Genomic DNA, 23,635 nt, shown 5'->3' with positions numbered 1-23,635 from the left:
CGCACCACACAGCTCATGGCCACTTCAGCAAAGACCTCGACCCGGCCCGCCGCCAAGAAGAAGCCTTCCACGGCTCCTCAGACCAAGGCCGCCAAGCCCGCCAAGACCGCCGCGGCTGCGGCGGCACCCCGCCGCGACGACCTGCAGGTCGGCGGCCGCCTGCGCCATGCGCGCCTGCTCGCCGGCATCCGCATGCGCGACCTGGCCGACAAGGTGGGCTGCACCGAGAGCATGGTGTCGAAGATCGAGGCCGGGCGCGTGGTGCCCTCGCTGCCCATGCTGCAGCGCCTGGTCGATGCACTGGGCCGCGACCTCGCCTCCTTCTTCGGCTCAGACCCCAACTCGCCGGCCATGGTGCTGCGCAACGGGCAACGCCCTGTGGCCCACACCGACCCCATCCGCGAAGGCCAGCGCGTGAGCTACGAACGCCTGGTGCCCTTCGGCGCCGGCAACCTGCTCGAAGGCAACATCCACGTGGTGGAGCCCGGCGGCCTGAAGAACGACCCCATCACTCACCAGGGCGAAACGCTGGGCTACGTGGTCGAGGGGCAGCTCGAGCTGACGGTCGAGGCGACCAGCTACACGCTCAACGCGGGTGATTCCTTCTTCTTCAAGAACCACCTCACCAACAGCTACCGCAACCCGGGCACCGTGACGGCGCGTGTGCTGTGGGTCAACACGCCGCAGGTTCACTGAGCTTGAACGCCGCCCGGGCCAGGTCGCCCGAGGTGCGCAGGCCCAGCTTGCGCTTGATGTTGGCGCGATGCGTCTCGATGGTGTGCACGCTGCGGTGCAGGCTGCGCGCGATCTCGCCGGTCTTGAGGCCGCGGCCGATGAGACGCAGCACTTCCATCTCGCGGTCGCTCAGGCCACCGACGGCACCGCCCGCCGGGTCGCTGCGCTCGGTACCACTCGCCAGGCGGGCGAGGATGTCGCTCGACACCGTTTCGCTGAGGTAGATGCGCCCTGCGCGCACCTGCCGCAGCGCGGCCACGATCTTGCGCGTGGCCTCCTGTTTCATCAGATAGCCGCGGGCACCGGCCCGCAGGGCGCGCTCGGCATGCAGGCGCTCGTCGTGCATCGAGAGCACGAGACACTGCAAGGCCGGATGGCGTGCCTTCGCCCGGCGGATCAACTCCAGGCCCGATTGCTCTTCGAGCGACAGGTCGACGATGGCGACATCGGCGGGTTGCTCGGCGAGCACGGCCAAGGCCTCGTCGACCGAGCCCGCTTCGGAGCACGCCTCGAAGTCGCTTTCGCGGCCCACGAGCTGCGCGATGCCATGCCGCAGGATGGGGTGGTCGTCGACGATCAGGACGCGGGTCTTCTTCGTGTCAGCGTTCATTCGGGGACCTCCAGGTGACCTCGACCTGCCACGCGCCATCGCTGGCACCGGCATGGAAGGTGGCGCCGATGAGCTGGGCACGGTGCCGCATGATGCGCAGCCCGATGCCCTGCCCTTCCGCCGCGCCGATCGCCGCCGGCAGCGGGTTGCGCGCGCGCAGCGTCAGCGCCCCCGCCTGCTGCCCCAGCGCAATGCCGATGGCCGCGCCCGGTGCGTGCTTCACCGCGTTGTTCACCGCCTCCTGCGCGATGCGGTAGAGGTGCACCGCGGCGATGTGGTCGGGCGCGTCGACCGGGCGCGGGCATTCGAGCGTGCAGGTGCGGCGCAGCTGGCGCTCGGTGTTCTCGGCCAGTTGCTGCAGCGCCATCATCAGCCCGCCCTCTTCCATCTCGACCGGGTAGAGGCCGCGCGCCAGCAGCCGGGTCTGCGCCACTGCCGACGACAGCATCGCCTCGACACGCTCGGCGCTCGCCTGGGCGTCGCGCGCCCCGGCCGCTTCGAGGTCGCGCGCGAGCAGCTCGGCCTGGATGGCGGTGGCCGTCAGGTGCTGGCCCAGCCCATCGTGCAGGGCCTGGCCGAAGCGCTGCTGCTCGCGTTCGCTGACGGCGATCAGCTCGTGTTCCAGCCGCTGCCGCTCGGCCATCTGCACCTGCAGCGCGGCATTCGCTTCGGCCAGGGCCTGGGTGCGTTCGGCCACGCGCTGCTCGAGTTGACGGCGCGCCTGCCGCAAGGCATCGGCCGCCTCGACCCGCGCGCTGACATCGATGCCGGAGACGATGGCGTGCGTCATGCTGCCGTGTTCGTCGCGCAGGGCGGTCGCCGTCCAGCTCACGGTGATGGGCGGGCCGCGGTGACGGCGCAGCGGGCTTTCGAGCTTCTCCCTGTCAGCGAGCTTGAGGCGCAACAGCTCGGCATGGCCGCTGACCTTGGCGTGGTGCTCGGCCGGGATCAGCGCCTCTTCGAAGCGCTGGCCGACCAGCGTGGCCGAGTTGAAGCCCGTCGCATGTTCGAAGCTGCGGTTGACGCGCTCGATGCGGCCCTGCCCGTCGAGCACCACCACCAGCGCGCCCTCGGCGTCGAGGATGGCGGAGCCGAAGTCGCGGTCACGGATGGCCTGCGCCCGGGCCCGGTCGCGCTCGCTCTGGCTGGCGGCGAGCAGCAGGCTCGTCACGGTGATCACGTTCGCAAACACCCACCAGCGCACCAGGCTGCTGGTGAGCCCGCCATCCACGAACGGGCCGGCCCCGCGCACCGTGCCCCACACCGCGGCGAGCGTGACGAGCAGCGTGAGCAGGGTGGCGCCGCGCTGGCCGAAGCGCAGCGCCGCCCACACCGCGAGGGGGAACAGGGCCAGCGATGCGGGGTAGTAGCCCGGCGTGGCGGTCAGGCCCTGCAGCAGCGCGCCGCCGAACACGAGCGCGCACAGCAGCGCCAGCAGCACGAGCAGTGCCGCGGCTTCCGCCACCTGCGCGCGGGTCCAGGTGGCGGACGCGCTGCGACACCAGATGAGCAGGAAGGGCGTGAGCACCACCACGCCGGCGGCGTCGCCCATCCACCATTGCAGCGCCACGGCGGCCCACGCGTCGGTGGGCACACGCCCGTCGAGCCACAGCGACGTCGGGCCGATCAAGGCGCTCAGGCCGGCACAGGCGGTGCCGAGCAGGATGAGGCTCACCACGTCGCGCACACGCTCCAGCGCCTGCGCGAAGCCGGTGCGGCGCAGGCCCCACCAGCAGGCGAAGGTCTGGGCCAGGTTGCCGAGCGAGATGCCGGCCACGGCGGCCAGCGAAGCGCCGGTGCCGGCGTTGGCGATCAGGTCGCCGAGCACGATGCCCGGCCACAGGCCCGGGCCCCAGCGCAGGAAGACGAAAAGGCTCAGGCCGGTCGGCGCCCACACCAGCGTGACGTTGGGGGCGATGCTGGACGTGGCCAGGCCGAGCCGGGCCGCCGCACCGTAGAGCAGGCCGAAGAGCACGCACCAGCAGGCCCAGCGCCAGCGGGCCTGTCCGCCGGTGGGCCAGGCGCTGAAGGTGGCAGGCAATCGCAAGGAGGCCATTCCGCGAACGTGCATGAACCGTGCCGAGGGCGTCAATCGGTCTCGAAGATGGCGTCGACCTCCACCGCCGCTCGGCGTGGGAGCGAGGCGACGCCGATGGCGGTGCGCGCGTGGCGCCCGCAGTCCTCGCCCCACAGGGCGGCGAAGAGGTCGGAGGCCCCGTTGACCACCATCGGCACGAACTCGAACTCCGGCTCGCAGTTCACGAAGCCGCCCACCCGCAGGCAGCGCTGAACACGGCCCAGGTCGCCCTCGCAGGCGAGCTTCAGGCAGGCCAGCAGGTTGAGCGCGCACAGGCGCGCGGCCTGCTGGCCCTGCTCCACCGTGAACTCGCGGCCGAGCTTGCCGACGTAGGGCACGCTGCCGTTCCACTCGCACACCTGGCCGGCGAGATACACGGTGCGGCCGCTGCGCCGCCAGGGCACGAAGTTGGCAATCGGCGTGGGCGGCGTCGGCAGCACGAGGCCCATCTCCGCGAGCTTGTCTTCGACTGCGCTCATGCCTTCAGGCCCGACAGCAAGGCACCCGAGTCCGTCATGAAGCCATACAGCAGCTTCACGTTGTACTCGGTGGCCTGCATGCAGAACGGCGGCGAGGTGGTGCCCACGCAGTCGCGCAGCATCAGCACGTCGTAGCCGAGGAAGCTCGCGTCTTCCAGCGTGGTCATCACGCACTGGTCGGCGTTCACGCCGGCGAAGAAGAGCGTGGTCAGGCCCATGTTGCGCAGGATGGAGTCGAGCTCGGTGTCCCAGAAGCCGCTGAACCGGTGCTTGCTGACGTGGATGTCCTGCTCGCCCGGATTCAGCTCGTCGACGATCTGCGCACCCCACGAGCCCTTGAGCAGGATCTCGGCGCCGCCGGGAATGCGCTCGCCGAGGCCGGCGCCCTCGCCGTCCTGCGTGTGGGCGTGCAGCAGCGAGGGGTGGATGTTGAGCAGGTCGCGGCGCACGCCCCAGTTGAGCCACACGATGGGCACCCCCTGCGCGCGCAGCGCGGGCACGAGCCGGCGCAGCGGCTCGATGGGGGCGCGGTCGGGCGTGATGTCGATGCCGCGGTAGTCGAGGTAGCCGCCTTTCGCGCAGAAGTCGTTCTGCATGTCGACGACGATCAGCGCGCTGCGGTTGGCGTCGACCGTCACCGCCTGCGGCTCGGCCGAAAGTTCGACCGGCCGCACCGGCCGACGTTCGGCGCGCGTGAGGTCGCAGTGCGCGGCGCTCACGCGCCAGCGGTTGGCGAGGTGGGAGCCCATCGGTTTCATGGCGGGCTCCTCACTGCACAGTGCCCACGACGCCCTTGACGAAGAAGTTCATGCTCTCCAGCTGCTCCATCGGCATGCGCGTGCCTGCCTGCAGGATGGCCTTGCCGTCCTGCCCGGTCATCGGGCCCGACCAGACGATGAACTTGTCCTTGAGGATGTCTTCCTTCTTCGCGAGCACGGTCTTGCGCACGGCCTCGGGCACGGCGGGGCCGAAGGGGTCGAGCACCACGGTGCCGTCCTTCAGGTCGCCGCGCACGTGGCTGGGCTTCCACTTGCCGGCCTGGATCTCCTTCGTCAGCTTGAGCATGGTCGGGCCCCAGTTCCACGAGGCACCGGTGAGCACGGCCTTGGGGGCGAGCTTCGACACGTCGACATCCTTGCCGACCATGTAGATGCCGCGCTTCTCGGCGGTCTGCGCGATGGTCATCGGGCTGTCGACCTGCTCGCCGATCACGTCGATGCCGGCATCGGCCAGCGAGTTGGTGGCCTCGGCCTCCTTCGGGGGCTGCAGCCAGCCGCCGGTCCACACCACGGTGGTGGTGGCATTCGGGTTCATGGCCTGCGCGCCCAGCGTGAAGGCGTTGATCGAGCGCACCACCTGCGGAATCGGAAACGCGGCGATGAAGCCGAGCTTGCCGCTCTTGCTCACCGCACCGGCGGCCATGCCGGCGAGGTACATCGCGTCGTCGCTGTTGGCCCAGTAGGTGCCGACGTTGTCGCTGGTCTTCAGGCCGCCGGCGTGCAGGAAGGCGACCTTGGGGTACTTCTTGCCGAGTGCGATGGCGTAGTCGAGGTAGCCGTAGCTGGTGGCGAAGATGATGCTCGCGCCGCCCTGCTTGATCATGCGCTCCATCACCTTCTCGACCTCGGCGGTCTCGGGGATGTTTTCCACATGCAGGGTCTTGGTGCCGGGGATGTTTTTCTCGACGAACTTGCGGCCCACGTCCATCGAGGTGTTGTAGCCGTAGTCCTTCTCAGGCCCGACGTAGATGTAGCCGATGGTGGCGGCCTGGGCGATGGCGGTGCCGGCGGCGAAGGCGAGCACGGCGAGATGGCGAAGCAGCTTCATGGGGCGGTCCCTCCTGGGGTTGAAGAAAGAAAGTTCATCGGACGAAAACGGCACGCAGAGCCTCGGGCCCGCCACCACCCTTGAGGCGCGCGCAGGTGACGGCAAACACGGCGAGGCTTGCGAGGTAGGGCAGCGTGTGCAGCAGGTGCGCCGGCACCGCGCTGCCGGCGGCCTGCAGCCGCAGCGACAGCGCTTCGGCGAGGCCGAACAAGAGGGCAGCCGGCAGCGTGAGCCAGGGGTTCCAGCGGGCGACGATCACGAGCCCCACGGCGATCAGCCCACGGCCGGCGGTCATGCCTTCGGCCCAGGTGCGCGTGTGGTCGATGGACAGTGCGGCGCCGCCGAGACCCGACAGCACGCCGCCTGCCGTGATGCCGGTGACGATCACCTTCCACGGCGTGATGCCCGCGGCACGCGCCGCCGTCGGCGACTCGCCGACCGCGCGCCAGACGAGGCCGGTGCGCGTGCGGTACAGCCAGAGGCCGAGCACCGGCACCAGGGCCACGGCGATCCACAGCGTGGGCGTGAGCCCGCCGACACCCGGCGCAAAGCCCTCGATGCGCAAGCCGACGAGGCCGCTGCCCAGGAAGGCGCTGACGCCGAAGCCCAGCATCCACACCGCCAGGCCGCTCGCGAACTGGTCGGCACGCGCCGCAACGGTGAGCAGCGAATAGACCGCCGACAGCAGCACGCCAGCGGCAGCGCCCGCGGCCATGCCCAGCCACGGGTCGCCAGTGAGGGCCGTGGCGCCATACCCCGCCACCGCGCCCACCAGCATCTGGCCTTCGACCCCGAGGTTGATGCGACCCACCCGCTGCGTCAGGCATTCGCCCAGCAGCACGAGCAGCAGCGGCGCCGCGCTGCGCAAGGCCGAGACCGGCAGGCCCTGCAGCAAGGTGTCAGACACGACCCGCCTCCTTGCGCCAGCCGCCGGCACCCAGCAAGGCCACGAACATCAGGCCCTGCACCACGAGAACTGCCGACGACGGCACGTCGGTCATCATCTGCAGGCCATCGCCTGCGGCGAGCAGCGCGCCCACCAGCAGCGCGAGCACGGTCGCCGGCAGCACACGGTTGCCGGCGAGCCAAGCGACGAGAAAGCCCGAGAGGCCGGCGCCGTTGGCGAACGATGCCTGCAGGCGACCCTGCACAGAGGCCGTTTCCGCGATGCCGGCCAGGCCAGCCAGCGCGCCGCCCACGGCCATGGTCAGCAGCACCTGCCGGCCGACGTTCAGGCCGGCCAAGGGTGCGAGCCGCGGGTTGCTGCGCAGCACGTCGAGCACCAGGCCCCAGCGGCTCCGCGTGAGCAGCGCATGCAGCACGGCGGCCACCACCAGCGCGATCAGCAGCCCCGCGTGCACGCGGCTGTCGCCGAGCAGCGGCAGGCGTGCGCTGTCGGGGAAGTCGATGCTGGCCGGCCAGCCCTGGCTCTGCGGGTTCTTCCAGGGGCCGTAGACGAGCCAGGTGACAAGCAGCGACGCCACGTAGTTGAGCATCAGCGTCGAGATCGTCTCGTTGACATCGGCCACGACGCGCAGCAGCGCCGGCACCAGCGCCCACACCGCACCGCCCACCATCCCGCCCATCACCACGCCAGGCAAGGACGCCTGCGGTGTGAAGAGCATCATCCCGGTGCCGACGAGCGCGCCGAAGTAGAGCTGCCCCTCCGCGCCAACGGAGACGAGCCCGAGCCGCGCCGGCACCAGCGTGGCGAGCGCGCACAGCAGGATGGGCGTCGCGCGCAGCAGCGATTCGCCGAGGGCATAGGCGCTGCCCGCGCCGGCCTGGACGATGGCCATCAGCATGTCGACCGGGCCGCGACCGATGAGCAGGAAGAAGCCGCCGGCCAGCACGGCAAAGGCGGTGATGGCGACGGCACCTTCGCGCCACGGTGCGGCGCTCATGCCGCCACCGCCTGAGGCTGCCCGGCCATGCAGGCCCCGAGCTCGGCGCGCGTCGCGCTCGCGGCGTCGAACACGGCTGTGACCCGGCCCTCGAACATCACCGCGATGCGGTGCGCGTGCCGCAGCAAATCGTCGAGGTCCTCGCTGACCCAGAGCACCGCACTGCCGCTGCACGCCAGCCCTAAGAGGGCCTCGTAGACTTGGGCCGTGGCCGACACGTCGAGCCCCATCGTCGGATAGCAGGCCACGATGGCAGCCGGCTCGTCGGCCAGCTCGCGGGCAGCGACGAGCTTCTGCAGGTTGCCGCCCGACAGCCGACCGGCCGTTGCCAGCGGATCGGCGGGACGCACGCCGAAACGCGCGATCAGCGGCCGGGCGCGCGCGGCGAGCATCTCGCCCGAAGGCACGAAGGGCAGCTCGCGCAGGCGCTTCAGCGCGAGGTTGACGGCCAGGGTCAGATCAGGCGCCACCGCATTGCGCAAGGGCTCGGGCGCGATGTAGCCGAGCTGCGGCGTCGGCTTGGCGGCGAGCCGAGGGGCACGCAGGCGCTGGCCGTCGAGGATCACCTCGCCGGCGTCGAGCGGCCGGGCACCACCGATCGCTTCGGCGACGTCTGCCTGCCCGCTGCCCGACACCCCCGCCACGCCGAGCACCTCGCCGGCGCGCACGGCCAGGTCGACGCCCTGAGCAACGCCGGCGTGCATGCCGCGCAGCTCGAGCCGGATGGCGGCCTCGGCCGCTGGCGCCTGCGGCGCACGCACCGCGTCGGGCTCATGGCCCACCATCCACTCGACGATCTGGGTGTCGGTCGCGTCCTGCGCGGGCACCTGCGCGACAACCCGCCCGGCCCGCATCACCGCCACCCGGTCGGCGCAGGCGCGCACGTCGGCCAGCTTGTGGCTGATCAGCACGACGGCCAGGCCACGTGCCGTGAGGTCGCGCATCAGGCGCCAGAGGCGCTCGGCCTCCAGCGGCGTGAGCACGGCGCTGGGCTCGTCGAAGACGACGCAGCGGGCGTCGCGCAGCAGCACCTTGGCCAGTTCGACGAGCTGCATCTGGCCCACGGGCAGGCGATCCACGCGCAAGTCGGGGTCGATGCCGGGCGCCACCGACTGCAGGTGGGTGTCGATCGCGGCCAGCCGCGCTGCGCGCCGTCCGATCCACCACGGCGCGGCCGGCTGCACGAGCGCCAGGTTCTCGCGCACCGTCAGGGCCGGCACCAGGCTGAACTGCTGGAACACCATGCCGATCCCGAGCGCCATGGCCGCGCGCGGCGACGCGATTGCGTGCCCCTGGCCGTCGATCTCGATGCAGCCGGCATCGGGCAGGTGCACGCCGTAGAGCATCTTCATCAGCGTGCTCTTGCCTGCGCCGTTCTCGCCGAGCAGGGCCAGCACTTCACCCGGGCGGATCTCGAGCGCCGCATCGTCGACGGCGGTCAGCGTGCCGAAGCGTTTGGTGAGGCCGACCAGTTGGAGGTGCATGGCTGCACTCTAGAAACGGGTCCTCGCGGCGGGCATCAGGCCGCACGTGGTTCCGGGGTAGTGGATTCCGTGAAGCGGAGACACGCGCACGCAAATTGCCAGAATGGGCTAGAACGTCTCCATGTCCGACCAGCACCCCCTCGAAGCCATCGTCTATGTCAGCGCCAGCGTCCAGCCGATGGGCGACGGCCGGCTGGAAGCGCTGCTGGTCGAGGCACGGCGCCTGAATCTGGAGAGCGGCGTGACGGGCGCGCTGATCTACAGCGATGGCGTCTTCATGCAGTACTTCGAGGGCGAGCCCGGGCCCATGGCGCAGACCTATGAGCGCATCCGCAAAAGCCGCCAGCACTCGCGCCTGGTCGAGCTGATGAACGAGCCCATCGGGGCGCGCGAGTTTCCCGACTGGCACATGGCACTGGCTCAGCCCTCCCAGTCGGAGCTGCTGGCCATCTCGACGGCCAACTGGGTGGTGGAGGGTGCACGATCCCGCGCACGCGCCAGCGCGCGCAGTCAAGGCTCGGGGGGACTGACGCTGCTGCGAGACTTCTGGCGCCGCAGGGGGTCGACGGGCTGAAAAAGGTTCAGCACCAGATACAGGGTGGTGCCCAGGCCGGCGTCGATGAACTGCCCGGCGGCGCCGCCCCGGGCCTCGGCCCAGCGGCGGGCCAGCATCAGGTTCACGCTCGGTGAACCCAGCGCCTGCTTGCCGCGGCCCTCGAACGAGGGCGCAAGCTGCACTTCGATCCGGCAGCCCTCCGGCGACTGCAGCCGCGCACGCACCGTGAGGACGGTGCCTTCGGGCGCCATGTCGGCCGCGTGCGTCAGCAGGCGCAGCAAGGCCTGCTTGAGGCCCACCCGGTCCACCACGACGGCGGCCACCTCGGCCTTCACGTCCACCGTGAGTTGCAAGCGCCTGCGCAAGAGCGGCGTGTGCAGCAGGTCTGCCACGCGCGCGATCAGCTCGCGCAGATCCACCTGCTCAGGCACGAACTCGCGGCCCTCGGCGTCCACGGTCGACAACTCGAGGACGTCGTTGATGAGCCGCAGCAGGTGGCGACCGCTGGTGTGGATGTGCCGGGCAAACTCGTGTCGCTTGCCCGAGTCGGGCGTGAGGGGGCTCGAGGCCAGGACTTCCGAGAACCCGATGATCGCGTTCAGCGGCGCGCGCAGCTCATGCGACAGGCTCCCGAGGAACCGGTTCTTCTCTCTGATCTGCAGGGCCGTGTCGCGTCGTTCGTCGAGCAGGCGCGCGTTGTCGGCGAGCGCCTCCGCCAGCGCCTTGCGCGTCGCCTGGGGTTCGGCTTCGAGATCGCCGCAGGCACGCCTGCAGAAGGCCTTTCGCAGCCCATCCCAAAGAAAGAAGCGGGGCAACGTGTCCTCGGATGTACGCCGGCACGACGCTGGCGAAAAACATGCGGCAAAAGGCGTGCCCCGCTTGGGTGCACGCAGCTCAGGCGGCTTGCAGGGCCTTGATGAACGCGTCGCGCTCCAGGGGCTTTTGAAGCAGCACGACCTCGGAGGGGAGCTGGCCGAACTCGGCGAGCTCCTTCGCGGTCTTCGCCGACACGGCGATCATGAGCCGGGGCCGGGTGGCCGCGTCGGCGAGCACGTTGCGGATCATCTCGATGCCGTCCATGTGCGGCATATGGACGTCGGTCACCACGATCTCGGGGGCGAACTTCGCGATCATCACGAGGCCCTGGAAGCCATTGCTGGCCACTCGCAAGAGCGCACCCGGCAGCGCCGCCTGGACCAGCGTCGCGAGCAGCTCGCGGTCGACGACATCGTCGTCGACGACCACCACACCTACCGGCCGCGGCGACGCCGGTGCCGGAGAGACAGTGGGTTCGTCGACGCCGGCGGCCTGCTCGTGCTGCGCAAACAGTGCCTCGGCGCTTCGTGCGTCGATGCGGCGGTGGCCGCCGGGCGTCTTCCAGGCCTTGAGGCGGCCGGAGTCCACCCAGCGCTGCACCGTCTGGAGCGAGATGCCCAGACGCTTGGCGACGTCGATCGTCGAGTAGGAGCGCGGGCCCTCGGTCATGCAGGCATCTTACGCAGGGCTCGCCTGCTTGTCCTCACGCCAAGCCTGCGTCGGCCTGCACGCCGACCAGCCCCATCGAGGGGCCGGCCATCAGCGACTCGATGTCCAGCAGGATGAGGGTGCGCTCCTGCACCGAGGCGATGCCGTTGATGAAGCGCGTCTCCGAGTTCACCGCCATCTCCGGCGCCGGCCGGATGTCGGCGGGGCCCAGGGCCAGCACGTCGCTCACCGAATCGACCACCACGCCCACGAGCCGATCGCAGACGTTGAGGACGATCACCACCGTGAAGTCGTCGACATCGGCGCGCTCGCAGTCGAGGGTCATGCGCGGGTCGACGACCGGCATGATGACGCCGCGCAGGTTGAGCACCCCCTTGACGAAGCGCGGTGCGTTCGCGATGCGCGTCGGGGCTTCGTACGAACGGATCTCCTGCACTTTCAGCAGGTCGATCCCGTACTCCTCGGCGCCGAGCCGGAAGCTGAGGTATTCAGCCGAGGCGGCCGTCGCCGGCCGCGTGGCGGCGACCTGCCGCGCGACCTGCAGGCCTTCCTGGATCATGTCCATGGCGTGTCCTCCGACCGGGGGCTCAGACCGGGGCGCCGATGCGGCGGTCGCTGTCGTCGAGCGTGAAGATGCCCACCGCCTCCACCAGGCGAGAGGCCTGCTGCTTGAGGCTGTCGGCGGCGGCCGCGCTTTCTTCCACGAGGGCGGCGTTCTGCTGGGTCACCTGGTCGAGCTGGCTCACCGCGTCGCCGATCTGGCTGATGCCCTGGGTCTGCTCCTGGGTGGCCGAACCGATCTCGCCGATCAGGTCGCTGACACGCTTGACCTGCAGCACGATGTCGTCCATCGCACGGCCGGCTTCGCCGACCTGCAGGCTGCCGGCTTCCACTTTTTCCACGCTTTCGGTGATGAGCCCCTTGATTTCCTTCGCGGCGCCAGCCGAGCGCTGGGCCAGCGTGCGGACCTCGCTCGCGACGACCGCGAAACCGCGGCCTTGCTCGCCGGCACGCGCCGCTTCCACGGCGGCGTTCAGCGCGAGGATGTTGGTCTGGAACGCGATGCCATCGATGACGCCGATGATGTCGGCGATCTTCTTGCTGGACGCGGTGATGCCTTCCATCGTCTGCACCACCTGTCCCACCACGGCGCCTCCCTGGCCAGCCGCCTGCGTCGCGGTGGCCGCGAGCTGCGTCGCCTGGCGCGCGGTGTCGGCGTTGGTCTTGACCGTGGCCGTGAGCTGCTCCATCGACGCCGCGGTCTGCTGGAGGTTGCTCGCCTGCTCTTCGGTGCGCTGGCTGAGGTCGGCGTTGCCGGTGGCGATCTGTGAGGAGCCGGTGGCGATGCTGTCGCTGCTGGAGCGCACCTGGCTCACCACCTTGCGCAGCGACTGCTGCATGTGGTCCATCGCGGCAACCACGCTGCCCGGCGAAGCACGCGAGGTGTCGATGCGGGTGGTGAGGTCACCGGTGGCCACGGCGTTTGCCACCTGGGCCACGTCGGCGGGTTCTCCGCCCAGCGAGCGGGTGATCCCGCGGGTGATCAGCACGCCCACGACGACGCCGCACACGGCGCTGACCGCGGTCAGCACACCCATCACGATGCTCATGAGCTTGAAGAGCTCGGTGCCCTCCTTGGCGGCGCGGGCACCGTTCTCCTCCTTCAGCTTGGTGAGCAGGGTGAGCTGGTCGTCGACGGTCTTGTTCGACTGCCTGACGGCGAGATCCAGCTTGGCGAGATCGGCATCACGGGCTTGCAGCGCCTTGGCGGCCGCGGCGGTGAAATAGGCATCGGCCGCGGGCAGCCAGACCTTGATCATGGCCTCGAGCCGGTCGAATTCGTCCTGGCCCTTCTTCAGATAGAAGAGGGGCCGCGCCCTGTCGAGCCACATGCGCATGTTGTCGACGGATTCCTGGTAGGTCTTGCGCGCGGCCTGGCGCTCTTCATCGTTGGTGGCCAGGGTGTATTGGCCGCGTGCTCTGGCCGCGTAGATCAGGTTGATGTTGGCTTCCTTGACATAGGAAATGCCGAGCAGTTCTTTCTCGTAGAGAGCGTCATTCACGGTGTCGAGCCGCATCAGCCCGTTGATGCCGAAGGCAGCCACCAATGCGCCCATCACGATGAGGGCGCCGAACGCGAGGGCCAGGCGTGTGCCGAGCCGGGTTTGCTTGAACATGGGTACTCCGCTGATGTGAGAGGCACCAGTCGCGCCTCACTCTGGTTGTCGGGCGTTTTCCGTCAACAACTGAGGGAAAAGTACCGATTTGGTCATTTTGGTTGTTTTGACCCTGGTCGATCCGGCGAAGTGAAGGGTGCTTGCGCCCCAGTTGCTCAGGCGTTCAACCCGGGGTGCTTTGCGAAACCAGGGTGATGGGCAGCGGCGGCACGTGCAGCACGTCGAGACGCGCGAAGATCACCGAGAGAGGTGATCGTCGATGCCCAAGCTGCTGTGGGTTGCGCTGCCACTGCTGGCGGCGGCTGTGCTCCTGGCCGTGCAGATGCTGCGCGGCCGCAGGCCCTCGCGCCAGGCGCTCAACGTGGCCTCGAGCGTGCTGCTGCTGGCCTACCTGCTGGCCACCGCCGGGCTGGGGATCTTCTGGGTCGCGAACCAGCAGCTGCCGGTGTTCGACTGGCACTACCTCTTCGGCTACGGCACGGTGCTGCTCGTCGCGCTGCACCTCGTCTTCAACTTCCGGGTGGTGTGGCGCTTCTTCATGCGCCGGCGTTCGCGCGAGGTTGCGCCCGGGCCCGAGCATCGCGCAGCCCTGCCGCAGCCTGCACGGCGCGGGGCGCTCGCGACGCTCGGCATTGCTGCGGCCGCCAGCCTGGCCTACGCGCTCGGGTGGCGACACGGGCGTCGCGACGTGGCCGCGCCTGACCGCCCAGACGCCGCGACCGACAGCGCAGAGCCCGGCATCGTCGAACGTTTCCATGCGCTCACGTCGCACTCGCGTACTGGCGTGTTGACGAGCGTGCCCCTCGTGGACTGGGGGGCCGCGCCGGCGCCGTTCAAGCGGTACGCCAAGGCGGTGCCGGTCCGCCTGCCCGGGCCAGGCGCGCGGCGCGCCACACCGCTCGACCTGGGCGCGCTCGCCGACATCCTGTGGCACACGACCGGCGTGACGCAGTCGCGCGGCGGGCTCATCCTGCGGGCATCGCCGTCGTCGGGCGCACTCTTCTCGACCGAGCTCTACCTCGCGGTGCGCGCGCTCCCCGGCCTGGCGCCGGGGGTGTGGCACCACGATGCGGAGTCTCATGCGCTCGCACCGCTCGGCGCGGCAGACGCGGCCGCGATGCTGCAGGCCGCTGTCTTCGACGAGGCCGCGCGCGACGCGCCGGTGCTGGTCGTCGCGACAGCAGTCTTTCGGCGCACCGGCCGCAAGTACGGTGACCGGACCTATCGCTACGTGCTCGCGGACCTGGGGCATGCGCTCGAAAACCTGCGGGTCGCGGCCCGCGTCTTCGACGTTCCGATGCGGCTCTTGCCCGCCTTCGACGAAGCGCGCGTCGCACAGGCGCTGGGCGTGGACCAGGCAGACGAAGGCGTGCTGGCGATCACCGCCCTCGGAGCGCCGTCCCCACCACCCGCCACGCCTGCGGTGGGCCGGCCTGGGCTGCGCCCACCTTCACCGGCTGGCCACTTACCCTCGCTCGGCGTCACCGGTGCCATCCACACGGCAACGTCGTTGCAGGCGGCCTCGTCACCGCACGTGGAGACCGTGCCGACGCATGCCGAACGCGCTGCACCGGCGGCCGCCGCCACCCTGCCCCCACTGCCCCGCACCCCGCCCCTCGCGCCCGACTGGCTGGCGGTGATCGCGAAACGCCGCTCGGTGCGCCGCTTCGCGGGCGCGCCACTGCCGCTGCCCGCACTCGCCGGCGTGCTGTCGGGCCTGGGTGGTGCGGGGCCGATGCTGTCGCACGCCGTGCGCGTGAACCTCGTCGTCAACCACGTGGCGGGCCTCGCACCCGGCGCCTACCGCTACGACGCAGAGCGTCACGCCCTGGCACCGCGCCGTGCCCCGCTGGCGTTGCGCGCGGCCGCCGGCGCAGCGGGGCTGGACCAGGACGTCATCACCGACGCCCACGTCGTCTTCGTGCTGTCGATCGACCGCGAGCGCTTCGCCGCCGACCCGCTCGGCGCCGCGCGCGGCTACCGCCACGCCTTCCTCGAGGCCGGGCTCATCGGCGAGCGTGTCTACCTCGAAGCCGGCGCCGGTGGCCTGGGCGCGTGCGGCGTGGGCGCCTTCTACGACGACGAGGCGGCCGCGCTGGTGGGCGTGGACCCGGCGCAGGAGTGGGTCGTGCACTTCGCGGCCCTCGGCGTGAAGGCCTAGCGGACCCTCGGCGCCCCATGCCAGTGCAGGCGCAGGCCGCCATGCACCGATCCGACTCATTTGACTCGCAGAATGCCTGGCACAGCTGTTGCAAGCACGTCGCTTCGGGAACAGCGTCATGCTGCAGATCCAGAAATGGCTGGCTAGGGTTCCGGTCCGCGCGCTGTCTTGGGGGCACGTGCGGATGTCTGGTCCGAGAGCTGGCGACCTCACTGAGGTTACACGGCGGGACAAAAGCCCGGGAGAGCCACACCACGCGGTGTGACGCTGCTCCCGCCCTTTGTCCAACTCTATTGGAGTGCCGTCGTCATGTTCTCGCGTCAACTCGTGGGCGCCCTCGCCCTCAGCCTTGCCAGCCTGTGCGGCACCGCCGCCCACGCCGCACCCAAGACCCAGTTCAACGTCTGCTGGACGATCTACGCCGGATGGATGCCGTGGGAATACGCCGGCACGCAGGGCATCGTCGACAAGTGGGCCAAGAAGTACGGCATCAACATCAAGGTCACGCAGCTCAACGACTACGTCGAGTCGATCAACCAGTACACCGCAGGCCAGTTCGACGGCTGCACCATGACCAACATGGACGCGCTGACCATCCCCGCCGCCGGCGGCGTCGACAGCACGGCCCTGATCCCCGGCAGCTACTCCAACGGCAACGACGGCATCGTGCTCAAGGGCGCCGGCAAGACGCTCAAGGACCTGAAGGGCCAGAACGTGCACCTGGTGCAGTTCTCGGTCTCGCACTACCTGCTCGCCCGCGGCCTTGACCAGGCCGGCCTGCGCGAGCGTGACATCAAGGTCGTCAACACGTCCGACGCCGACATCACCGGCGCCTTCGGCACGCCCAAGGTCACGGCTGCCGTCACGTGGAACCCGCAGCTCGCGACCATCGCCGCCACGCCCGGGGCGGTGAAGGTGTTCGACTCCAGCCAGGTGCCTGGCGAGATCATCGACCTGATGGTCGTCAACACCGCCACGCTGAAGGACAACCCCGCGCTCGGCAAGGCACTCACCGGCGCCTGGTTCGAGGTGATGGCGCTGATGAAGGCCGGCAACACGCCCGCGCTCACGCACATGGCCAAGGCCTCGGGCACCACGCTCGCCGACTACCAGTCGCAGCTCAAGACCACGGCGTTGATGTTCACGCCGGCCGACGCGGTGAGTTTCGTCACCAGCCCGAAGCTTGCCGACACGATGAAGCGCGTGGCGAAGTTCTCCTTCGACAAGAAGCTGCTCGGCGAAGGGGCGAAGAGCGCCGACGCGATCGGCGTGGCCTTCCCGGGCGGTGCGGTCAACGGCAACGCCAAGAACACCAAGCTGCGCTTCGACGACACCTACCTGCGCCTGGCGGCCGACGGCAAGCTCTGAGCGCCTGACGATGCGCTTCGTCAACCGTCATCCGGGGCCGGGTGGGCGGTGGCTGCTGATGCTGCTGCCGCTGATCCTGCTCGTCGCCGTCTATGCCACCGGCTCGGCCCTGCGCCTGGCCGACAACCCGGACGACAAGCTGCTGCCCAGCGCCACGCAGATGGCCGAGGCCATCGACCGCATGGCCTTCACCGAAGACGAGCGCACCGGCGAGATCCTGCTGTGGACGGACACCGCGGCGAGCCTCGTGCGGCTGGGCCTGGGCCTCGGCATCTCGGCGCTGGCGGGCCTGTGCCTGGGCATCGCGGCTGGCGCCTTCCCGCTGCTGCGCGCGCCGCTGTCGCCGATGCTCGCGCTGCTGTCGATGGTGCCGCCGGTGGCGATCCTGCCCATCCTCTTCATCGTGTTCGGGCTGGAAGAGCTGTCGAAGGTGATGCTGATCGTGATCGGCGTCACGCCGGTCCTGGCGCGCGACCTGGAGCAGCGCGCCCGCGAGATCCCGCGCGAGGTGCTGGTGAAGGCGCAGACGCTGGGCGCCAACAGCTGGACGCTGGTGCTGCGCGTCATCCTCCCGCAGCTCGCCTCGCGGCTGCTGGTGTCGCTGCGGCTGATGCTCGGCTCGGCGTGGCTCTTCCTCATCTGCGCCGAAGCCATCTCGGCGACCGCCGGCCTCGGCTACCGCATCTTCCTCGTGCGCCGCTACATGGCGATGGACGTGATCCTGCCCTACGTGGTGTGGATCACCCTGCTCGCCTGGCTGATGGACTACGGCCTGCGCCGCCTCAACCAGTGGTGCTTCCCGTGGTCGGTGGGAGACAAGCCATGAGCCGCGCGCCTTATCTGGAGGTGCGCAACGTCTGGCAGCGCTATGGCGCACACGTGGTGCTGGAACACCTGAACCTCAGCGTCGACGAAGGCGAGTTCTGCACGCTGGTGGGCGCCTCGGGCTGTGGCAAGTCGACCTTCCTGCGGCTGCTGCTGGGGCAGGAGCGGCCGAGCAAGGGGCAGCTCCTGCTGCGCGGCGAAGCGCTGCGCGACGAGCCCGATGCCAGCCGCGGCGTGGTGTTCCAGCGCTACTCGGTGCTGCCGCACCTGAGCGTGCTCGACAACGTGGCGATCGGCCTGGAGCTGCCGAACGCACCGCTGCTCGGGCGGCTGTGGGGGCGGCGCAAGCAGGCGGCCCGCGACGAGGCCGCGCGCCTGCTCGAACGTGTGGGCCTCGGGCACGCGCTGCACCAGTACCCGAGCCAGCTCTCGGGCGGCATGCAGCAGCGGCTCGCGATCGCGCAGGCCCTAATCCTGCGCCCCGCCATCCTGCTGCTCGACGAGCCCTTCGGCGCGCTCGACCCCGGCATCCGCAAGGACATGCACACGCTGCTGCTGGAGCTGTGGCGCGAAACGCGCCTGACCGTCTTCATGGTCACGCACGACCTCTCCGAAGGCTTCAACCTCGGCACGCGCCTGCTCGTGTTCGACAAGCTGCGCGTCGACCCGCAGGCACCGCAGGCCTACGGCGCGCGCATCACCTACGACATCCGTCTCAACCAAGACCGCCGCCTGGCCGACGCTGCCCTTTCGTCGCTGCCGGCGCGGGTTCTCACGCAGGAGCCCACATGAACACCGAGACCCTGGCCTTGCAGGCCACGCTGTACGAAGAGACCGTGCCCGGCGGCGGCCACACCTCGTTCATCCTGAAGCGCGGGCACCTGCTGCGGCTCGTCGACATCGAGGGCGGCGGGAACGTGAGTCTCATGCTGCTCAACGCCCACCAGCCGAGCGAGCGCCTCAACCTGCCCGACACGCTGAAGGGCCAGCACACCGCGCGGCTCACCGCAGGCCATTGCCTCTACTCCGACATGGGGCGCGTGCTGGCCGCCATCACCGCCGACAGCTGCGGCTGGCACGACCCCTTCGGCGGCGTGCTCAACGCCGACGAGGTGCGCGAGAAATACGGCACCGGCCGCTACCAGGAGCTGCGCAACGGCTTCTTCCGCAACGGCGTCGACAACCTGCTGGTCGAGATGGGCAAGTGGAACCTCGACCTGCAGGACCTGCTGATGGTGGTCAACCTCTTCAGCAAGGTCACGGTCGACGACGAAGGCAGCTTCCATTTCGTGCCGGGCCACTCGAAGCCGGGCGACCACGTCGAGCTCTACGCGCCGATGGACACGCTGGTCGTACTCACCGCCTTGCAGCACCCGATGGACCCGAACCCGCGCTACGAGCCGCGCCCGGTGCACCTGCGCTGGGGCCAGGCGCACAGCGACGGCGTGAGCACGGCCTGCCGCCACTCGCGGCCCGAGAACGAGCGCGCCTTCCACAACACCGAACGCTTCTACCTCTGAGAAGGAGAACCGCATGCAGATGCTGACCGCCAGCGACCGGCGCGCAGACAACGCCGTCTTCCGCCACGTCATCCCCGCCGGCGAGCCCTATCTCTTCGAAGTGAAGGCCGGCCAAACCCTGCGCCTGCTCGACCTCGAAGGCAACCAGGCCGTCGACACCCTCTTCTACAGCGCCTCGAATCGGCGCGAGCGCTACGACCCGCAGCGCACGATGCGGCGGCAGAACAAGGCCTACCTCACGACCGGCACGGTGCTGTATTCCAACCTCGGCCGCCCGCTGCTCACCATCACCGCCGACACCTGCGGCCGCCACGACACCCTCGGCGGCGCCTGCGCCCAGGAGAGCAATACCGTGCGCTACGCGCTCGGCAAGCGCTACATGCACAGCTGCCGCGACAACTTCCTCTGCGCCTGCCTGCACGACGGGCGGCTCAACAAGCGCGACATCGGCGCCAACATCAACTTCTTCATGAACGTGCCGGTCACGCCCGAGGGCGGCCTCACCTTCGAAGACGGCATCTCGGCGCCGGGCAAGTACGTCGAGTTGCGCGCCGAGCAGGACGTGATCGTGCTCATCTCCAACTGCCCGCAGCTCAACAACCCCTGCAACGGCTGGAACCCCACCCCCGCGGAGGTGCTGGTATGGAACTGAAGAGCTTGTCGCGGCGGCTGCTGGCCGCGCTGTTCGGCTTCATGAAGACGCGCGCCGGGCTGTACGGCCCCACACGCAAGCGCTGAGACGCAGACCCCGACCACACCCGCCGCGGACGACCGCGGCGCGCCACCTTCATGGCGGGACGGCCCGCACCTGATCGAAGGACGCTCGAATGTTCGACAAGCTGCTGATTGCCAACCGCGGCGCGATTGCCTGCCGCATCCTGCGCACCTTGCGCACGCTCGGCGTGCAGGGCGTGGCGGTGTTCTCCGAGGCCGATGCGGCCAGCCTGCACATCGCGCAAGCCGACCAGGCCCTGAGCCTGGGCGACGGGCCGGCCGCGCAGACCTACCTCGTGGTCGAGAAGATCCTCGCCGCCGCGCGCGAGAGCGGCGCGCAGGCCATCCACCCGGGCTATGGCTTCCTGTCCGAGAACGCGGCGTTTGCCGAGGCCTGCGAAGCCGCCGGCATCGTCTTCGTCGGGCCCACGCCCGAGCAACTGCGGGTGTTCGGCCTCAAGCACACGGCGCGCGCCATCGCCAAGCAGCACGGTGTGCCGCTGCTCGAAGGCACCGAGCTGCTGGACGACGTGGCCGCGGCCCTGGCGGCGGCCGAACAGGTGGGCTACCCGGTGATGCTCAAGAGCACCGCCGGCGGCGGCGGCATCGGCATGCGCGTGTGCCGCGATGCGCGCGAACTCTCGGAGGCCTTCGAGGCGGTGCGCCACCTCGGGCAGAGCAACTTCAGCGACTCGGGTGTCTTCATCGAGAAGTACATCCAGCGCGCCCGCCACCTCGAAGTGCAGATCTTCGGCGACGGCCGTGGCGAGGTCATCGCCCTCGGCGTGCGCGACTGCTCGGTGCAACGGCGCAACCAGAAGGTGCTGGAAGAAACCCCTGCGCCCAACCTCCCCGCCGGCATGGCCGAGCAGCTCTGCGCCGCCGCCATCACGCTCGGCAAGGCGGTGAGCTACCGCAGCGCGGGCACGGTCGAGTTCGTCTACGACAGCGAAGCCTCGCGCTTCTACTTCCTGGAGGTCAACACGCGGCTGCAGGTGGAGCACGGCGTGACCGAGCAGGTGTGGGGCGTCGACCTCGTGCGCTGGATGGTCGAGCTCGCCGCCGGCGACCTGCCGCCGCTCGCCTCGTTGATGAAGCCGCTCACACCTAGCGGCCATGCGATCCAGGCCCGCCTCTATGCCGAAGACCCGGGCCGCAACTTCCAGCCCTCGCCCGGCACGCTGACGCAGGCGCAGTTCCCACCCGGGCAGGGCCGCGAATTGCGCATCGACACCTGGGTCGAAGCCGGCTGCGAGATCCCGCCCTTCTTCGACCCGATGATCGCCAAGCTCATCGCGTGGGCGCCCACGCGCGACGAGGCCAAAGCGAGACTGGACAAGGCGCTGGCCGACACACAGCTCTACGGCGTGGAGACCAACCGCGGCTACCTGCGGCAGATCCTCGCCGACACACCGTTCGCCAGCGGCTCGCCGTGGACACGTTGCCTCGAAGGCCTGGCCTACCGCGCCGACACGGTCGAGGTGCTCGCCGGCGGCACGCAGACCACGGTGCAGGACTGGCCGAGTCGCCTGGGCCACTGGGCGGTGGGCGTGCCACCCTCGGGCCCGATGGACGACCGCGCGCTGCGCCTGGGCAACCGCCTGCTGGGCAATGCCCCCGGCGCCGCGGCGCTTGAGATCACGATGAACGGCCCCACGCTGCGCTTCAACACCGCCGCCGTGGCCGTGGTGACCGGCGCGGCCATGTCGATCACGCTCGATGGAATGGCGCAACCGATGGACACCGTGTTCGCGGTCCCCGCCGGCGCCACGCTGCGCCTGGGCAGCACCACGCAGGCCGGTGCGCGCAGCTACCTCGCTCTGCGCGGCGGCCTGCAGGTGCCCGACTACCTCGGCTCCAAGAGCACGTTCACGCTCGGCCAGTTCGGCGGCCACGTGGGCCGTGCGCTGCGCGCCGGCGACGTGCTGCACCTGAGCGCGCCGGGCGATGACACGACCGGCGCGAGCCTGCCCGCCGCCCTGCGCACCACACTCGCCCCGGTGCGCGAGTTGCGCGTGCTCTACGGCCCGCACGGTGCGCCCGAGTACTTCACCCCCGCCTACATCGACACCTTCTTCGCCGCCGAGTGGGAGGTGCACTTCAACTCCAGCCGCACCGGCGTGCGCCTGATCGGCCCCAAGCCCGAATGGGCACGCGACAGCGGCGGCGAGGCCGGCCTGCACCCGTCGAACATCCACGACAACCCCTATGCCGTCGGCGCGGTCGACTTCACCGGCGACATGCCGGTCATCCTCGGCCCCGATGGCCCGAGCCTTGGCGGCTTCGTCTGCCCGGTGACGGTGATCGAAGCCGACCTGTGGCATCTCGGCCAGCTCAAGGCCGGCGACCGGGTGCGCTTCGTGCCGGTCGACATGCCGACCGCGCGCCGGCTGGCACAGGCGCGCCGCGAGGAGATCGACACGCTGGCCGAGGTGCCCGTGGCGTGGTCGCCGGCCCCGTTGTCGTCACCGATCGTGCTCGACATCGGCGAGGCCGACCGCCGCCTCGTGGCCCGCCTGTCCGGCGACACCCACCTCCTGATCGAGATCGGCGCGCCCGAGCTCGACCTGGTGCTGCGCTTCCGCGCCCACGCGCTGATGCAGACGCTGGAGGCCGCGGCGCTCCCGGGCGTGATCGACCTCACGCCGGGCATCCGTTCGCTGCAGGTCCACTACCGCCCCGAGCAACTGCCGCTCGCGCAGCTGCTGGAGACCATCGCCGGCGGCTGGGAAGGCATCTGCAACGCGGGCAGGCTCACGCTGCCCTCGCGCATCGTGCACCTGCCGCTCTCGTGGGACGACCCGGCCTGCCAGCTCGCGATCCAGAAGTACATGACCACCGTGCGCAAGGACGCGCCCTGGTGCCCGAGCAACCTCGAGTTCATCCGCCGCATCAACGACCTGCCCGACCTCGACGCCGTGCAACGCACCGTCTTCGAGGCCAGCTACCTGGTGATGGGCCTGGGCGACGTCTACCTCGGCGCGCCGGTCGCCACGCCGCTCGACCCGCGGCACCGGCTCGTCACCACCAAGTACAACCCGGCCCGCACCTGGACGGCCGAGAACTCGGTGGGCATCGGCGGCGCCTACCTCTGCGTCTACGGCATGGAAGGCCCGGGCGGCTACCAGTTCGTCGGCCGCACGCTGCAGATGTGGAACCGCTACCGCCACGACGGCGCCTTCGGCGGCAAGCCGTGGCTGCTGCGCTTCTTCGACCAGATCCGCTTCCATCCGGTGTCGGCCGAGGAGCTGCTGCGCATCCGCCGCGACTTCCCGCTCGGCCGCTACCCCCTGCGCATCGAGACCACCGAGCTCGACCTCGCCGAGTACCAAGGCTTCCTCGCGCGCGAGGCCGAAGGCATCGCGGCCTTCCGTGCGCAGCAGCAGGCCGGTTTCCACGCCGAACGCGAGCGCTGGATCGCCTCCGGCCAGGCGCATTTCGAGAGCCAGGAGAGTGCCGCGGCCGACGACGAGCAAGCGCCGCTGCAGCCGGGGCAACATGGCGTCGAGAGCTTCATCGCCGGCAACCTGTGGCAGCTTCAGGTCCGTGTGGGCCAGAAGGTCGAGGCGGGCCAGGTGCTCGCGGTGCTGGAGTCGATGAAGATGGAGATCCTGCTGCCCTCCCCCTGCGACGGCGTCGTGCGCGAGCTGCGCGTGCAGCCCGGCTCGCCGGTGCGGGCGGGGCAGTACGTGATGGTCATCGACGCCGCGTGA

General features: G+C 70.1%; 21 protein-coding genes and 1 riboswitch. Of the genes, 9 read left to right on the top strand and 12 right to left on the bottom strand.

Annotated elements, in window-relative coordinates:
- Positions 1-15: 15 nt before the first annotated feature.
- Entirely contained in the window at positions 16-696 is a 681-nt protein-coding gene (locus JI745_RS23035) for a cupin domain-containing protein (RefSeq protein ID WP_201812143.1), read from the top strand.
- On the opposite strand, the gene JI745_RS23030 is transcribed toward JI745_RS23035, so the two are convergent.
- From JI745_RS23030 to JI745_RS22995, 8 genes are read right to left on the bottom strand one after another with little or no spacing between them, the layout of a single operon-like run.
- Complete coding sequence (locus JI745_RS23030) at positions 674-1,345, bottom strand: response regulator transcription factor (protein ID WP_201812142.1); 672 nt, start codon at positions 1,343-1,345, stop codon at positions 674-676. The two genes, JI745_RS23035 and JI745_RS23030, sit on opposite strands and share 23 nt — an antisense overlap.
- Positions 1,335-3,392: an MASE1 domain-containing protein gene (locus tag JI745_RS23025; protein ID WP_236675101.1), complete on the bottom strand. Its 2,058-nt coding sequence runs from the start codon at positions 3,390-3,392 to the stop codon at positions 1,335-1,337. The genes JI745_RS23030 and JI745_RS23025 overlap by 11 nt, the downstream gene beginning before the upstream one ends.
- A gap of 41 nt (positions 3,393-3,433) precedes the next feature.
- On the bottom strand, positions 3,434-3,901 hold the full coding sequence (locus JI745_RS23020) for a RidA family protein (RefSeq protein ID WP_201812140.1): 468 nt from the start codon (positions 3,899-3,901) through the stop codon (positions 3,434-3,436).
- On the bottom strand, positions 3,898-4,659 hold the full coding sequence (locus JI745_RS23015) for a cysteine hydrolase family protein (RefSeq protein ID WP_201812139.1): 762 nt from the start codon (positions 4,657-4,659) through the stop codon (positions 3,898-3,900). Before JI745_RS23015 ends, JI745_RS23020 begins: the two co-directional genes overlap by 4 nt.
- Positions 4,660-4,669: 10 nt before the next feature.
- The gene (locus tag JI745_RS23010; protein WP_201812138.1) at positions 4,670-5,728 is read right to left on the bottom strand and encodes a BMP family ABC transporter substrate-binding protein; all 1,059 of its coding nucleotides are present in this window, start codon (positions 5,726-5,728) and stop codon (positions 4,670-4,672) included.
- A gap of 34 nt (positions 5,729-5,762) precedes the next feature.
- A complete protein-coding gene (locus JI745_RS23005) occupies positions 5,763-6,635 on the bottom strand; it encodes an ABC transporter permease (RefSeq protein ID WP_201812137.1) in 873 nt (290 codons plus the stop codon).
- Complete coding sequence (locus JI745_RS23000; RefSeq protein WP_201812136.1) at positions 6,628-7,632, bottom strand: ABC transporter permease; 1,005 nt, start codon at positions 7,630-7,632, stop codon at positions 6,628-6,630. Before JI745_RS23000 ends, JI745_RS23005 begins: the two co-directional genes overlap by 8 nt.
- Positions 7,629-9,116 carry an ABC transporter ATP-binding protein gene (locus JI745_RS22995; protein ID WP_201812135.1) on the bottom strand — a complete coding sequence of 496 codons (1,488 nt, stop codon included), beginning with the start codon at positions 9,114-9,116 and terminating at the stop codon, positions 7,629-7,631. Before JI745_RS22995 ends, JI745_RS23000 begins: the two co-directional genes overlap by 4 nt.
- A gap of 121 nt (positions 9,117-9,237) precedes the next feature.
- On the opposite strand from JI745_RS22995, the gene JI745_RS22990 reads away from it, so the two are divergent.
- Positions 9,238-9,690, top strand: a complete 453-nt coding sequence (locus tag JI745_RS22990; protein ID WP_201812134.1) for a BLUF domain-containing protein — start codon at positions 9,238-9,240, stop codon at positions 9,688-9,690.
- Here JI745_RS22990 and JI745_RS22985 read toward each other — a convergent pair.
- The 4 genes from JI745_RS22985 to JI745_RS26845 form a co-directional block, all read right to left on the bottom strand.
- Entirely contained in the window at positions 9,627-10,487 is an 861-nt protein-coding gene (locus JI745_RS22985; protein ID WP_201812133.1) for a sensor histidine kinase KdpD, read from the bottom strand. The two genes, JI745_RS22990 and JI745_RS22985, sit on opposite strands and share 64 nt — an antisense overlap.
- Positions 10,488-10,566: 79 nt before the next feature.
- Complete coding sequence (locus JI745_RS22980; RefSeq protein ID WP_201812132.1) at positions 10,567-11,157, bottom strand: response regulator; 591 nt, start codon at positions 11,155-11,157, stop codon at positions 10,567-10,569.
- Between the two features lie 34 nt (positions 11,158-11,191).
- Positions 11,192-11,722: a chemotaxis protein CheW gene (locus JI745_RS22975; protein ID WP_201812131.1), complete on the bottom strand. Its 531-nt coding sequence runs from the start codon at positions 11,720-11,722 to the stop codon at positions 11,192-11,194.
- Between the two features lie 22 nt (positions 11,723-11,744).
- A complete protein-coding gene (locus tag JI745_RS26845; RefSeq protein ID WP_201812130.1) occupies positions 11,745-13,334 on the bottom strand; it encodes a methyl-accepting chemotaxis protein in 1,590 nt (529 codons plus the stop codon).
- A gap of 259 nt (positions 13,335-13,593) precedes the next feature.
- Between JI745_RS26845 and JI745_RS22965 the strand changes: the two genes are divergently transcribed.
- The 7 genes from JI745_RS22965 (at position 13,594) to uca (ending at position 23,635) form a co-directional block, all read left to right on the top strand.
- Positions 13,594-15,495, top strand: a complete 1,902-nt coding sequence (locus tag JI745_RS22965) for a SagB family peptide dehydrogenase (RefSeq protein ID WP_201812129.1) — start codon at positions 13,594-13,596, stop codon at positions 15,493-15,495.
- A gap of 132 nt (positions 15,496-15,627) precedes the next feature.
- A riboswitch (guanidine-I (ykkC/yxkD leader) is annotated at positions 15,628-15,742 on the top strand.
- A gap of 62 nt (positions 15,743-15,804) precedes the next feature.
- Entirely contained in the window at positions 15,805-16,863 is a 1,059-nt protein-coding gene (locus JI745_RS22960) for a putative urea ABC transporter substrate-binding protein (protein WP_201812128.1), read from the top strand.
- A gap of 10 nt (positions 16,864-16,873) precedes the next feature.
- Positions 16,874-17,689: an ABC transporter permease gene (locus JI745_RS22955; RefSeq protein WP_201812127.1), complete on the top strand. Its 816-nt coding sequence runs from the start codon at positions 16,874-16,876 to the stop codon at positions 17,687-17,689.
- A complete protein-coding gene (locus JI745_RS22950) occupies positions 17,686-18,480 on the top strand; it encodes an ABC transporter ATP-binding protein (protein WP_201812126.1) in 795 nt (264 codons plus the stop codon). The genes JI745_RS22955 and JI745_RS22950 overlap by 4 nt, the downstream gene beginning before the upstream one ends.
- Positions 18,477-19,208, top strand: coding sequence for an urea amidolyase associated protein UAAP1 (locus JI745_RS22945; protein ID WP_201812125.1), 732 nt, complete (start codon positions 18,477-18,479; stop codon positions 19,206-19,208). The genes JI745_RS22950 and JI745_RS22945 overlap by 4 nt, the downstream gene beginning before the upstream one ends.
- A 19-nt stretch (positions 19,209-19,227) precedes the next feature.
- Positions 19,228-19,860 carry an urea amidolyase associated protein UAAP2 gene (locus JI745_RS22940; RefSeq protein WP_201812761.1) on the top strand — a complete coding sequence of 211 codons (633 nt, stop codon included), beginning with the start codon at positions 19,228-19,230 and terminating at the stop codon, positions 19,858-19,860.
- A 175-nt stretch (positions 19,861-20,035) separates the two neighbouring features.
- Positions 20,036-23,635, top strand: a complete 3,600-nt coding sequence (gene uca / locus JI745_RS22935) for an urea carboxylase (RefSeq protein ID WP_201812124.1) — start codon at positions 20,036-20,038, stop codon at positions 23,633-23,635.

Source organism: Piscinibacter sp. HJYY11 (assembly GCF_016735515.1).
GTDB lineage: Bacteria > Pseudomonadota > Gammaproteobacteria > Burkholderiales > Burkholderiaceae_C > Rhizobacter.
The sequence above is the reverse complement of the archived record's forward strand: the minus strand, read 5'-3'. Positions and strand labels throughout refer to the sequence as shown.